Annotated in this window: 10 protein-coding genes; 6 read left to right on the top strand and 4 right to left on the bottom strand. The window is 75.1% G+C overall.

Annotation, left to right across the window (positions count from 1 at the left end):
* Positions 1-171: 171 nt before the first annotated feature.
* The gene (locus AB0K43_RS05535) at positions 172-1,203 is read left to right on the top strand and encodes a glycosyltransferase family 2 protein (RefSeq protein ID WP_363636052.1); all 1,032 of its coding nucleotides are present in this window, start codon (positions 172-174) and stop codon (positions 1,201-1,203) included.
* 69 nt (positions 1,204-1,272) lie between these two features.
* Here the strand turns inward: AB0K43_RS05535 and AB0K43_RS05530 are convergent, their stop codons facing one another.
* The gene (locus AB0K43_RS05530; RefSeq protein WP_363636050.1) at positions 1,273-1,785 is read right to left on the bottom strand and encodes a pyridoxamine 5'-phosphate oxidase family protein; all 513 of its coding nucleotides are present in this window, start codon (positions 1,783-1,785) and stop codon (positions 1,273-1,275) included.
* A gap of 277 nt (positions 1,786-2,062) precedes the next feature.
* Here AB0K43_RS05530 and AB0K43_RS05525 point away from each other — a divergent pair, with 277 nt between their 5' ends.
* Positions 2,063-3,409: a GAF domain-containing protein gene (locus tag AB0K43_RS05525; RefSeq protein ID WP_363636048.1), complete on the top strand. Its 1,347-nt coding sequence runs from the start codon at positions 2,063-2,065 to the stop codon at positions 3,407-3,409.
* A gap of 49 nt (positions 3,410-3,458) precedes the next feature.
* Here the strand turns inward: AB0K43_RS05525 and AB0K43_RS05520 are convergent, their stop codons facing one another.
* The gene (locus AB0K43_RS05520; protein ID WP_363636046.1) at positions 3,459-3,959 is read right to left on the bottom strand and encodes an SsgA family sporulation/cell division regulator; all 501 of its coding nucleotides are present in this window, start codon (positions 3,957-3,959) and stop codon (positions 3,459-3,461) included.
* Between the two features lie 257 nt (positions 3,960-4,216).
* Here AB0K43_RS05520 and AB0K43_RS05515 point away from each other — a divergent pair, with 257 nt between their 5' ends.
* Positions 4,217-5,161 (top strand): hypothetical protein, encoded by a 945-nt coding sequence (locus AB0K43_RS05515; RefSeq protein ID WP_363636044.1) that lies wholly within the window; start codon positions 4,217-4,219, stop codon positions 5,159-5,161.
* A 39-nt stretch (positions 5,162-5,200) separates the two neighbouring features.
* On the opposite strand, the gene pepN is transcribed toward AB0K43_RS05515, so the two are convergent.
* Entirely contained in the window at positions 5,201-7,699 is a 2,499-nt protein-coding gene (gene pepN / locus AB0K43_RS05510) for an aminopeptidase N (RefSeq protein ID WP_363636042.1), read from the bottom strand.
* A gap of 149 nt (positions 7,700-7,848) precedes the next feature.
* Between pepN and AB0K43_RS05505 the strand changes: the two genes are divergently transcribed.
* Entirely contained in the window at positions 7,849-9,024 is a 1,176-nt protein-coding gene (locus tag AB0K43_RS05505; RefSeq protein ID WP_363636286.1) for a TerD family protein, read from the top strand.
* A 22-nt stretch (positions 9,025-9,046) separates the two neighbouring features.
* Here AB0K43_RS05505 and AB0K43_RS05500 read toward each other — a convergent pair whose 3' ends face one another.
* Complete coding sequence (locus tag AB0K43_RS05500; RefSeq protein ID WP_363636040.1) at positions 9,047-10,657, bottom strand: FAD-dependent monooxygenase; 1,611 nt, start codon at positions 10,655-10,657, stop codon at positions 9,047-9,049.
* Between the two features lie 253 nt (positions 10,658-10,910).
* Here AB0K43_RS05500 and thrS point away from each other — a divergent pair, with 253 nt between their 5' ends.
* On the top strand, positions 10,911-12,194 hold the full coding sequence (thrS, locus tag AB0K43_RS05495; RefSeq protein ID WP_363636038.1) for a threonine--tRNA ligase: 1,284 nt from the start codon (positions 10,911-10,913) through the stop codon (positions 12,192-12,194).
* 99 nt (positions 12,195-12,293) lie between these two features.
* Positions 12,294-12,887 (top strand): Uma2 family endonuclease, encoded by a 594-nt coding sequence (locus AB0K43_RS05490; protein WP_363636036.1) that lies wholly within the window; start codon positions 12,294-12,296, stop codon positions 12,885-12,887.
* Positions 12,888-12,953: the final 66 nt, after the last annotated feature.

Below are 12,953 nucleotides of genomic sequence, written 5' to 3'. Positions count from 1 at the left end.
CGCCAAATCCCCGCCCGGCGAGGCCGGTTCGACGGCCACCAAGAGTTCACCCCATCGTGGTCCGGCGGACGGCGGGCCCATCACGACTGCCGCTAGTATCTGCCCGGTCACTCCCGGTGACCGACCGCAGGCGTGGGCAGCACGCCCCTGATCGAAAGGCTCGCGGAGCCGATGGCCCCTCGACTCTCCGTCGTCGTCCCGATCTACAACGTCGAGCGCTACCTTCCGGAGTGCCTCGACTCGATTGCCGCGCAGACCTTCGGCGACTTCGAGTGCGTGATGGTCGACGACGGCTCCACCGACGGGAGTGCGGACATCGCCGCGGCCCACGCCGCCCGGGACCAGCGCTTCCGCCTGGTCCGGCAGCAGAACAAGGGCCTGGGCGCGGCCCGCAACACCGGCTGGCGCCACCTCGACGCGGGCAGCGAGTACCTGGCCTTCGTGGACAGCGACGACACCCTGCCGCCCGGCGCCTACGCGTTGATGGTCGCCACCCTGGACGGGACCGGCTCGGACTTCGCGACCGGCAACGCGCTGCGCCTGCGCACCACCGGCTACTCGCCCTCCCACGCCCACCGCAAGCCGTTCCGGGAGACCCGGCTGCGGACCCATGTGACCGAGATCCCCGCCCTGGTCACCGACCGCACCGCGTGGAACAAGGTCTACCGCCGCAGCTTCTTCGACGGGGCCGGGGTGCTCTACCCCGAGGGCATCCTGTACGAGGACGCCCCGGTCAGCGTGCCGCACCACTTCCTCGCCGCCAGCGTGGACGTCCTCTCCGAGCCGGTCTACCACTGGCGGGTACGCGAGGACGGCGATCTGTCGATCACCCAGAAGAAGACCGACCCCCGCGGCCTGATCGACCGGGTCCGCTCGATGGAGCTGGTCCGCGAGTGGCTGCTGGCCCGCCCGGAGCCGCGCTTCCGCGACCACCTGCGCAGCTACGACCGGAACTCGCTGGTCGAGGAGATCCCGATGTTCTTCTGGTCCGTCCCGGACGGCGACCGGACCTACCGCGCGGCCTACCAGCAGCACGTCGGCCGGCTGCTGCGGGCCATCGGCGTCGAGCAGATCGACCCGCTGGGCGCCCAGTTGCGCGTCAAGTACCGGCTGACGCTGGCGAACCGGATGCACGAGTTCGTCGCCCTCCAGCGGCTGCACCGGCGGGTGCGCCGGCTGCGCTCGCGCGGGGCGGTCGCCTGACCCGCGGTGCGCACGCCGCCCACCCGCGGCCGTCCGCGCCGCCACGCGGACGGCCCGGCGGCCGCCCGGTCAGCGCAGCACCCGGGCCCGGAGGTAGTTCCGGCGCCCGAACTGCGGCTCGTCCACGGCCGTCAACTCCTCGACCTGGAAGCGGTAGAGCGCCGCCGCGCCCCGCCCGGCCAGGAACTGCTCCCGCACCTGCGGATCCTGCCCGAAGGACGGGTACCGCGCCTGGTAGGCGGCGAAGGCCGCCTCGGCGTGCAGCCCCCAGGCCTCCCCCGCACTGCCGCTCAGCTGGACCCCGCGCAGTTGCTCGCCGAAGGCCGGCGGCGGCAGGAAGACGGTCGCGGCGGCCCTGGCCTCCTCCGCCAGGTGCAGGCTGTGCCGGGTGGAGCGCTCGCTCACGAAGTAGAGCACCAGGTCCTGGTCGTAGGCGAAGAAGGCGAGATTGGCGTGCGGCCCCCGCTCGTGGCCGGCCGTGGCCAGGGTGAGCACCGTACTCTCCGCGAGGATCCCCTCCACCCCCTTGCCGAGCTCGGCCGCGGGCCAGTCGCCCTGGGTGACATCGAGCCGGTACGGCATGGCGCGTCCCTCCGTACTGCTTCCGTACTGCTGCGGGAAAACGGTGAGCCCGGCGAGGACGCCGCCCTCGCCCCCGCCCACATGCTCTCCCCGCCCGGCGGCCCGGCACAAGGGGCCTCACCCCGGCCGCCGGGCCCGCGCCCCCGGGCGCCGGGGCAAACGGACCAGTCTGCCCGAGCACCCCGGCCCGGCAGGGCCGTTCACCCGCACTCGGCATGTCCCGGCCAGTCAGTCGTACCCTGTGTGCCAACGACTGCGGCTCGATCAGGGGGACGAAGTGCACCGGAGCCATCGGCCCACCCACGGCCGCCGCGCCCAGGGCGCCACCGCAGCCCTCACCCGGGAGTACGACCGCGCCATGAGCGGTGAACTTCCCGAGGACGGACGCCCGGTGGACGCACAGCGCCCCGAGATCGGCGACTCCTGGGCCCGGCTGCGCCGGCTCGGCCTCGACCCGGACCGCGGCCGCAACGCGCGCCGGATCGCCGCCGCCGAGCTGGAGCACCGGCGCCGCGCCAACGGGCTCGACCAGGTGCTGCCGGTGCTCCGCTCCTCGCTGCTGCCGTCGGACGGCGGCACCCCGCTGCTGATGGCCATCGCCGACGCCGAGGGCCATGTGCTCTGGCTGGACGGCAGCCGCCCGCTGCTGCGCAGCGCCGACAGCATCGGCTTCGACCACGGCGCCCGCTGGGCCGAGGACGAGGTCGGCACCAACGGCATCGGGCTGGCCGTCCGGACCGGGCGCGCCACCGAGGTGCACTCCGCCGAGCACTACCTGCGCAGCCACCACACCTGGACCTGCGTCGCCGCCCCGGTCCGCGATCCGCGCACCGGCCGGCTCGCCGGCGTGATCGACCTCAGCGGACCGGCCCACTCCGGCGCCCCGTACCTGCTCCAACTCACCATCACCGCGGCCAGGCTGGCCGAGACCGAGCTGCGCGCCCGGCACCTGGAGTCGCTGCACCGGCTGCGCACCGTCGCCGCCCCGCTGCTGGCCCGCTTCGCCGGGCCGGCGCTGGTGGTGGACAGCGCCGGCTGGACGGCCGCCGCCAGCGGCATGCCCGACCTGCCCCGCCTCCAACTGCCCGCCGACGGCTGGGGCGCCGGCACCCTGCACCGGCTGGCCGGCCTCGGCGAGTGCGCGGTCGAACCGCTGGCCGACGGCTGGCTGGTGCGCCCGGTCTCCGGCCCGGCCACCGCACAGGCCGACCTCGCCGAGCTGACCGACGGCGCCCGGATCCGGCTCGACCTGACCCGCGCCGACCGCCCCGTGCTCCGGGTCTCCGGCGCCGCCGGCGGCTGGTCGTACGCGCCGAGCCCCCGGCACGTCGAACTCCTGCTGCTGCTCGCCGTCCACCGCGAGGGCCTGAGCGCGGCCGGGCTGGCTCAGGCGCTGTTCGGCGACCGGAGCCGTACCGTCACGGTCCGCGCCGAGCTCTCCCGGCTGCGCCGCCACCTGGGCGGCCTGCTGGAGCACCGGCCCTACCGGCTCGCGGGCGCGGCGCGGGTGTCCGTCCAGGCCCCGGCCGAACCCTACGACCTGCTGCCCGGCTCCAACGCACCGGGCGTGCGCGAGCTGCGGGCGGGCCTGGCGGCCGGGCGCCTGCGGCTGCCCACCGACTGAACCGGGCTCCTGCGGCTCGGCCGAGGCCGAGGCCGAACCGGGTGCGGCCTCAGCCGCCGGCCAGCAGCGCGGCGAGCTGTTCGTCGGTGGGGCCCGAGACCGCCTCGGCCTCGGCCGAGACGCAGGCGTAGGTCCGGTCCAGCCAGGCCTTGACCTTGGGCTTGGAGGCCTCCAGCAGCGCGCTGCCGTGCGGGGAGTCCAGCGCGAGGTGCAGCGTGGAGCCGTGACAGGGACAGTAGGCGGGCCAGAGCTTGATGTCCCCCTGACCGCTGAGCGAGGCCAGTCCGTCGCGCAGGAGCTCGCGCGAGAAGACCCAGTCCGCCTCGTCGGGACGTCCCAGGTGGAAGGTGAGCCGCACCTCGAACGGGCGCTCGGCCTCGTAGCGGAACCTGGTGCGCACCTCACCCACCAGATCCTGGTCCAACGCGATCCGCAGCGTCAGCACCTCCTCCACCACCGGCGGGACGGCGACGACCCGGCCGGGTTCGCCGCCCGTGGGGGTGGCGGCGAGTGGCTGGTTCGAGGGGGCGGACAGCGGGTCGCGCGGCATAGACGGTCTCTCCGGGGCGGCTGGGTTAGAGGCCAGCGTGCGGCACCCGGGGCCGGTCGGCAAGAGTTGCAACGGGGTTGCAGGCCCGGCTCCGGGCGATTACCGGACACTCCGTCAACTCGCCCGCACCGTGGGTCACTAGAATGCATGCGATGATGCCGCCCGAGGGGTGGCGGAGGGTGTACCGGCCGCTGGTAGTCTCGTGGCCCCGCCGCAGCGGCCGGCGCCCGTGCGAGGCGGAGAGGGAGGGGAGCCCGGTGGTGCTCCGCGAGGACAGCAGGACGCTCCGGCCGGTGCGCCGGCACGGCCGGCCGAAGCCGGTGGGCGGCCGGTTCCGGATGCCCACGCTCAGGTTCTCCGGGGCCGCGATGGCGATGTCGACCGTGGTCGGGATCAGCCTCCTCACCACCTGGCTGCTCAACGAGCAGCAGCAGGTCGGCCGCCGGCCCGGACTGTCGGTCGGCGCCAGCCCGCCGCTGCCCAGCCCCGAGGCCGCGACCCCGCTCGCGCCGCCGCCCGCCGAGGCCGTCCCCGTCACGGCGGAGCCCGCCCTGACCGCCGCTCCCGCGCTGGCCGCCACCGCGCTGCCCGGCGCCCGCCAGGCCGGCACCAGCACGGCCCACCCGGTGACGGCCCGCCCCAGCGGCACCCCGTCCCGGCCCCCGGCCGCCACCGGCGGCCCGGGCCAGGGGCCGACCGGCACCACGCCGTCGCCCTCCACCTCCCCCGCGCCGACCGGGCCGGCGGCGGAGCCCACCCCGGCCACCCCGACCGAGCTCGCCACCGACCACGCGCTCAAGGGCAACGCCGAGGTCACGCCGCTCGGCCGCTCGGGCACCCGGCACACCCTGGCCCTGGCGGTCGGCGAGCCGCTCACCGCCCTGCAGGTCGAGCTCCGGCTGCACCGGCCCGACGTGCTGCCCGGCACCACGCCCTGGACCGACCTGCCGGGGGCGGTGGCCACCGTGTCGCTGGACCACGACAGCCTGGTCTACCGCTTCACCCTGCCGCCCGGCCTCGACGTCGCCCCGGGCGCGTACGGCTTCACGGTGACCGGCAGCGCCGTCCCCCCGCCCACCGCCTCCGCCTCCGGCACCGCCCGGACGGTGACGGTGCCGGCCTCGGAGAGCTGGAGCGCCTCGGCCTTCGCCCTCGGCACGCCGCGCGCGGTCGCGGCCCGGGGCGGCTTCGACCCCTCCTGACGGTGGTCCGGGCCGGGCCCGGACCACCCGCCGGCGCCGTCAGTCGCGGCCGCCCACAGCCCGGACGTGGACCGCCCGGCGCAGGTCGTCCAGCTCGTCGAGCAGGCTGCGGCGCAGCCCCGGTGTGGGCTCCGGCCGGGCCAGGCAGGCCTCGGTGGCCGCCACCACGGCGGCGGTCGCCCGGTCGCGGGGGAACAGCGAGTGGCCCAGCACGCCGGCCACCCGGTCGCCGCGCTCGCCGCCGGCCGGCACCGCCTCGAAGTAGCGGCGCTGGTAGTCGTCGAGCAGCTCCTCGGTGCCGGACCGCCAGAAGCCCTCCGCCGTGGCCGCCAGCAGCCGGTTGGACAGCTCGCCCTCGAACAGGGCCGCCCAGGCCCGGGCCTTCGCGGCCGCCCCGGGCAGCGCGGCCCGGGCCCTGGCCGCGCCCTGCTGCGCGGCGTCGCTGGGGCTGCGGGCGAGTTCGGCCTCGATCGCCGCCTCGTCCACGGCGCCCTTGGCGGCCAGCGTGACCAGCGCGGACCAGCGGCGGTCGGGGCTGAGCTCCAGGCCCTGCGGCAGCGCCTCGCCGGCCAGCCAGGACCGCAGCCGTGCCAGGTCGGCGGGCGAGTCGGCGCTCTCCACCACCCCGCGCAGGGCGGCCAGCCGCAGGCTCTGCCCGGCGCCCGGGCGGGCGAGCAGCTGCTCGGCCGCGCGGCCGAGCAGTGCGAGGGCGGCGGGCCGCTGCTCGGGGGCGAGGTAGCGGTCGACCGCCTCGGTGCGGGCGAACGCGAGCACCCCCTCCACGGCGGCGACGGCGGTCTCGGCGGGCAGGTGGGCGGCCACCAGCTCCAGGTAGGCGAGCGGCGCCAGCTCGCCGTCCCGGACCAGGTCCCGGGCGTGCTCCCAGAGCACCGCCCGGGTCAGCTCGTCGTCGATCCGGGAGAGCGACTCGGCGACGGTGCGCCAGGAGTCCTGGTCCAGCCGGATCTTGGCCCAGCTGAGGTCGCCGTCGTTGGGCAGCAGCAGCGCGGGGCGGGCGGCCCCGGCCAGCTCGGGCACCTCGGTGCGGCCGCCGGGTGCGAGCTCGACCTCGATGTCCGCGCGCCGCACCACCCCGTCGGGGGACCGGTCGTGGACACCGAGCCGGATCCGGTGCGGCCGGCTGCCCTCGTTGACGATCCCGACGGCGGCGATCCGGTCGCCCTCGTACCGGACCTCCGTCCGGAGCGTGTCGACCCCGCTGGTGCGCAGCCAGCGCTCGGCCCAGGACGACACGTCCCGACCGCTGGCCTCGCCGAGCGCGGCGAGGAAGTCGGCGAGCTCGGCGTTGCCGTACGCGTGCCGCTCGAAGTACCGGTTGACGCCGGCGAAGAAGGCCTCGTCGCCCAGCCAGACCACCAGCTGGCGCAGCACGGAGGCGCCCTTGGCGTACGAGATGCCGTCGAAGTTGCCCATCGCCTCGGCGACGCTGCGGGTGCCGTTGCCCGCGACCGGGTGGGTGGAGGCGCGCTGGTCGGCGTCGTAGCCCCAGCCCTTGCGACGGGCGGCGAAGCCGGTCCAGGCCCCGGTGAAGCGGGTGGACTCGGCGGCCACCCGGTAGCCGAGCATCTCGGCGAACGACTCGTTCAGCCACAGGTCGTCCCACCAGCGCATGGTGACCAGGTCGCCGAACCACATGTGGGCCATCTCATGGCAGACGATCATGGCCCGCAGCTCGCGGTCGGCGTCGGTGGGCGTGGAGCGGAACAGCAGCTCGTCGCGGAACACCACGCAGCCCGGGTTCTCCATCGCACCCCAGTTGAATTCGGGCACGAAGGCCTGCTGGTACTCCCCGAACGGGTAGCGCAGGTCGAAGAGTTCGTGCAGCCGGTCGAGCGAGTTGCGGGTGACCTCGAACAGCTCCTCGGCCTCCCGGTCCAGCTCGGCGGCGAGCGAACGGCGGGCATGCAGGGCGAGCGGGATGCCGTCGTGCTCGGCGTGCACGGAGTGCAGCGGGCCGGCCACCACGGTGACCAGGTAGGTGCTGATCGGCCGGGTCGGGTGGAACCGCCAGCGGCCGTCGGCGGCCTCGGCGAGCGCGCCGTTGCCGACCACCTTCCAGTCGGCCGGGGCGGTCACCGCGAGCGCGCAGGGGGCCTTGAGGTCGGGCTGGTCGAAGCAGGCGAACAGCCGGGGCGCCTGGTCCGGGCCGAGGGTGGCGTACACGTAGGCGGCGCCGTCGGCCGGGTCGGTGAACCGGTGCAGGCCCTCGCCGGTGTTCGAGTAGAGCAGCTCGGCCTCGACCAGCAGCTCGTTCTCCGCGGCGAGCGAGGTCAGGGCGAGCCGGCTCCCGTCGAAGGCGGCCGGCTCCAGCGGGCGGCCGTTCAGCACGGCACGGCGCAGCTCGACCGCCTCCAGGTCGAGGAAGGTGTCCGCGCCGGGCTCGGCGCAACCGAAGTGGATCACCGTGGTGCTGGTGAACGTCCGGTCGCCCCGGGTCAGGTCCAGGTCGAGGTCGTAGGAGTGGATCTCCAGCAGGCGGGCACGCTCGAGTGCCTCGGAGCGTTGAAGAGCTGACATCCCTGCATGCTTGCCCAGCCCGCCGGGGCACGACAAGTGATTCCGCTGCCAGCCGAGTCACGGCCTGTCAGGCCGGCTGTGTGGTTAGGGTGGGGGCGGTCCTGCCATGCCTGTCCGAGCCGTCGAGGAGGAGACCTGTGACCACGGTCCTGACCCAGGGCGGCAACGCGCCGCTCGCCGCCACCCGGGTGACGGTCGAGGTGACGGCGCCCAAAGCGCTGGACGTCTCCGGCCTGCTGCTGACGGAGGCCGGCAAGGTCCGCTCGGACGCCGACTTCGTCTTCTTCAACGCGCCGAACGGCCCCGGGGTCACCCACCGCCCCGCCACCGGCGGCAAGCCGGACGCGATCACGGTGGACACCACCGCGGTGCCGGCCGGCATCGACAAGGTGGTCATCACGGCCAGCCTGGACGACGCGGGCGCCACCTTCGCCGGCACCGAGCCGACCGCGACGGTCCGTGACACCGCCACCGGCCGGGTGCTGGCCACCTTCACCCCGCCCCGGCTGGGCCGGGAGACGGCGCTGGTGGTGGTCGAGGTCTACCGGCGCGGCAGCGAGTGGAAGATCCGCGCGGTCGGCCAGGGGTACGCCGACGGACTGGCCGGCATCGCCACCGACTTCGGCGTCTCGGTGGACGACGCCCCGGCCGCCCCGGCCGCCTCGCCCGCCCCGGCCGCGGCCCGGCCCACCGGACCGCCCGCGCCACCGGCCGCCCCGCCGCGGCCCAACGGCCCGCCCTCGGTCGGCAAGATCACGCTGGACAAGGGCCGGGTCAACCTGGTCAAGGGCGGTTCGGTCTCGCTGGAGAAGGGCGGCAAGCCGTTCCTCTCCTCGGTCCGGATGGGCCTCGGCTGGGAGCCGGCGGGCCAGGGCCGGAACATCGACCTGGACGCCTCCTGCATCGCCTTCGACGCCCAGCGCAAGAAGATCGAGACGGCCTGGTTCATGAAGCTCTCGATCTTCAACGGCGCCATCGCGCACTCCGGTGACAACCTCACCGGTGAGGGCGCCGGGGACGACGAGGCGATCACCGTGCACCTGGAGGGCCTGCCCGCCGAGGTCTGCGGCCTGGTCTTCGTGGTCAACTCCTTCTCCGGCCAGAAGTTCACCGACATCAAGAACGCCTACTGCCGCCTGGTCGACGCCGGCAGCGGCCAGGAGCTGGTCCGCTTCGAGCTGGCCCAGTCCGAGCCGCACACCGGCGTGGCGATGTGCAAGCTGGTCCGCCAGTTCTCCGGCGAGTGGGTGATGACCGCCCTCGGCGAGTACGTCGACGCCAAGACCGCCCGCAGCATGGTGAAGCCGGCCGCCGCGATGCTCTGATCGGGCTCCGCCGGCCGGCGCGCTACCCGAAGGTGCGGTACAGGTGCGCGGCGAGGGCGGCCGGATCGGCCGGTTGCGTGCGGTGGCCGAGGTAGCCGTCCGGGCGGATCAGGAAGGCCTCGTCGCGGCGGGCGGCGTAGGCCTCCCGGAAGGCGCCCGCGGTGTCGTGCACGGCCGGCAGCAGCAGCCCGCGCAGGTCCGCGTCGGGCGTGAGCACCGCGTACGCGTCGAGCCGGCCGTGGGCGGCCTCCCGGGCCGCCGCCGCGCAGGCGTGCAGCTCGGCCGGCGCGGTGGTCTGGTTCGCGTACAGCAGGAGGGTGTGGTTCGGCCCCCGGATCAGGTCGAACAGGCGCAGCGGGTAGGTCGCGAGGTCGCGCGCGAGGCCGGCGCAGTCCGGCGCGCGGTCGCCGGGGGCCGGGCCGACGAGGGTGGGGTCGGCCGGGCCGACGATCGGGCTGTCGGGGTAGCCGACCAGCAGCTGGGCCTCCCGGCGCAGCACGGTGGGGAGGTCGTCGCCGTCCCCGTCGATGCCGGCCCGGGCGTGCCGCACGGTACGGCCCACCACCTCCTCGCCGACCGGGTGGCGCTCGGCGTGGTAGCTGTCGAGCAGGCCGGGCCCGGCGCCCGCGCCGATCACCAGGGCCAGCTTCCAGGCCAGGTTGTAGGCGTCCTGGATCCCGGTGTTCATGCCCTGGGCACCGGTCGGCGGGTGGATGTGCGCGGCGTCCCCGGCCACGAACGCCCGGCCCACCCGGTAGCGGTCCACCAGGCGGTGGCTGATCCGGAAGACCGAGGCCCAGCGCAGCGTGGAGGCGGTGGTGCGGCGCGGCGAGAGCCGGTCGAGCACCGCCTGGATGTGGTGCAGCTCGGGCGCGCGGTGGCCGTCCAGCCCGTGCGCCACGCCGTCCGGGCTGCCGTCGGTGGCCAGTTCGGGCGGGACGAGCATGGACACCCGGTAGCGGCAGTGGCCGGGCAGCGGGATGCAGACCAGCAGGTCGTCGGTGGCGCCGCGGTCGTCGGTGTGCGTGGAGCGGATGCCGAAGCCGGGGGGCAGGTCCCAGTCCACCTCCACGTCCCCCAGCATGTACTGCTCGGGGAAGGCGTCGCCCTCGAAGCTCAGTCCGAGGCCCTTGCGGACGGCGCTGTGGGCGCCGTCGCAGCCGACCAGGTACCCGGCCCGCACCTGCTGCTCGCTCCCGTCGGGCAGCCGCAGCAGCGCCCGCACCTCCTCGGCGTCCTGCTCGAAGGAGAGCAGCTCGGTCTCCCGCTCGATGCCGATCCCGTGGCCGGCCAGCCGGTCCGCCAGCAGCCGCTCGGTGGCGTACTGCGGGAGCGCCGCGAAGCGGTACGGGATGTCGGCGGGCAGCTCCAGGTCGACCCGCGCCACCTGCCGCCCGTTGACGAACATCAGCTGGCCGCGCATCGGCACGGCCGCGTCCAACGCCTCGCGGACCAGGCCCATGGCGTCCCAGATCTCCAGGGTCCTGGGCTGGATGCCGACCGCCTTGGCGTACGGCTGGGCGGCGGCGAGCCGGTCGACGATGCGGCACCGGACACCGCGGCGGCCCAGCTCCAGCGCGGCGGTGAGGCCGACCGGACCGGCTCCCACCACCAGCACGTCGACGTCGGCCATGATCGCCTCCTGGACGCTGGGGTCGTGCTCCTCCCTCCACCTTGACCGCCCGGGCGCCGCCGGGCGACCCGGGTGGCAGCGGCCCGTTCGGCGGCTCGGACTGCGGCTCGGGCTGCGGCTCGGAAAACCGGCTCCCGTCCGGGGCCCGGCCCCTGCTAGCGTGGCCGGCATGAAGCGTGCCGCAGTCGTGACGACGACGCCGGAGAGTGTCCCGGCGCGCTGACGACTGCCTGCTGTCGAAGCCCCGGGGCGAGTGCCCCGGGGCTTCGCCGCGTGTCCACTCGCCCCCTGTACCCGCGAGGAGACCGCGATGCACGACCACCGCAAGCTCGGCCGAGAGCTGGACCTGTTCGACACCGACCCGCTGATGGGCGCCGGGCTGCCGTACTGGCTGCCCGACGGCGCCGCCGTGCGGCACGCCCTGGAGGAGTACGTCCGGGGCGCCGAGGTCCGGGCGGGCTACCGGCACGTGTACTCGCCGCCGCTCGGCAAGCGGGAGTTGTACGAGATCTCGGGCCACTGGTCGCACTACCGCGAGGACATGTTCCCGCCCATGGAGCTGGGCGGGGAGCAGGTGGTGCTGCGGCCGAGCCTGTGTCCGCACCACGCGCTGATCTACCGCTCCCGCCCGCACAGCTACCGGGAGCTGCCGCTGCGGATGGCCGAGCTGGGCGGCATGTACCGCGCCGAGCGGTCCGGCGTGCTGGGCGGGCTGACCAGGGTCCGGGCGATCCAGCTGAACGACGCGCACATCTTCTGCACCCTGGAGCAGGCCGCCGCCGAGGCCCGGGCGGCGCTGGAGCTGATCGGCGAGGCGTACGCCGCGCTCGGCATCCGCCCGGTCCGCCACCGGCTGTCGCTGCCGGGGCCGGGCGGGAAGTACGTGGCCGACCCGGCGCTGTGGGAGCGCGCCTCGGCCCTGCTGGTGGAGGTCCTCGACGGCGCGGGGATCGGCTACGAGGAGGCCGAGGGCGAGGCGGCCTTCTACGGGCCCAAGATCGACGTGCAGATCGCCGACCCGGCCGGGCGCGAGGCCACCCTGTCCACCGTCCAGATCGACTTCCACCAGCCGGAGCGGTTCGACCTGCACTACATCGGCGCGGACGGCGCCAAGCACCGGCCGGTGATGGTCCACCGCAGCGTCATCGGCAGCGTGGAGCGGCTCGTCGCGCACCTGATCGAGCTGTACGGCGGCGCCTTCCCGGCCTGGCTGGCGCCCACCCAGCTGGTGGTCCTGCCGGTCTCCGAGGCCGAACTGCCCGCCGCCCGGGGCCTGGTGGCCGACTGCCTCGACCGGGGTCTGCGCGCGGACCTCGCCGAGCCCTACCGCGGCTCCCTCGGCGCCCGCATCCGCGAGGCCCGCCTCGTCCCGTACCAGGCGGTGATCGGCCCCCGGGAGGCCGCGGCCGGCGAGGTCGCCCTGCGCCTGCGGGACGGCCGCCGCCTCGACCCCCGCCCCGCCGCCGAGGCCCTGTCCCGGATCGCCGCCCAGGTCGCCGCCCACCGCACCGACCTGTGGGACGAGCCCGCCGGCTGAATCCCGGACACCCTCATCCGATCGGGCGAACATCCACCGTATGCGTCCCGACGGCGCTCGTGTCCTCGTAGCGTGACCTGCACCCAGAGGAGGGGCATCATGAGTGCCATGGCACATGAGCTACCGGCCCAGGACGCGCCGACGCAGGAGGACATCCTGCTGGAGGGCTTCCTCGGCCTGCACACCCCCGAGGGCTTCCGGGCCGAGCTCATCGAGGGAGAGATCGTCGTGGCACCACCCACGGACGGGGATCACGAGGACTGCGTCAACCAGCTGGTGAGGCAGGTGATCCGCCAATCCGCGGTGGACATGAGCGTCTCCGGCTACAAGGGGCTCAGGCTCGTGAGCGGAGGGCTCTGCCCCCGGAACCACGTGATCCCGGATCTGACGTTCGCACCGGAGGAACTCCGCCTGTTCCGCGGCGCCCCGCCGTGGATGGATCCGGCCGGTGTGGCGATGGTCGTCGAGGTCACCTCCGGCAAGCCCGCCCAGGACCGGGTGGCCAAACGGCACTGCTACGCCCGCGCGGAGATCCCGCTCTACCTGCTGGTCGACCGCGAGCGGTCGCGGCTGACGCTGTTCGCCACGCCGCACCGGGACGAGTACACCGAGGTCCGGCACGCCCCCTTCGGGCATCCGCTGGTGCTCCCGGCGCCGTTCGACTTCGAGGTGGACAGCAAGCCGTTCCTCTGACGGGTGGGCCGGGTACGCCGGCCGGGCGGGCCGCACCGGGGTGCGACCCGCCCCGCGAGGGCGCGT

The organism is Kitasatospora sp. NPDC049258 (genome assembly GCF_040678895.1).
Lineage (GTDB): Bacteria > Actinomycetota > Actinomycetes > Streptomycetales > Streptomycetaceae > Kitasatospora.
The sequence above is the reverse complement of the archived record's forward strand: the minus strand, read 5'-3'. Positions and strand labels throughout refer to the sequence as shown.

Coding starts and splice junctions, on each gene's coding strand:
- AB0K43_RS05535 (WP_363636052.1), top strand. CDS start 172: ATGGCCCCTCGACTCTCCGTCGTCGTCCCGATCTACAACGTCGAGCGC.
- AB0K43_RS05530 (WP_363636050.1), bottom strand. CDS start 1,785: ATGCCGTACCGGCTCGATGTCACCCAGGGCGACTGGCCCGCGGCCGAG.
- AB0K43_RS05520 (WP_363636046.1), bottom strand. CDS start 3,959: ATGCCGCGCGACCCGCTGTCCGCCCCCTCGAACCAGCCACTCGCCGCC.
- pepN (WP_363636042.1), bottom strand. CDS start 7,699: ATGTCAGCTCTTCAACGCTCCGAGGCACTCGAGCGTGCCCGCCTGCTG.
- AB0K43_RS05500 (WP_363636040.1), bottom strand. CDS start 10,657: ATGGCCGACGTCGACGTGCTGGTGGTGGGAGCCGGTCCGGTCGGCCTC.
- AB0K43_RS05490 (WP_363636036.1), top strand. CDS start 12,294: ATGAGTGCCATGGCACATGAGCTACCGGCCCAGGACGCGCCGACGCAG.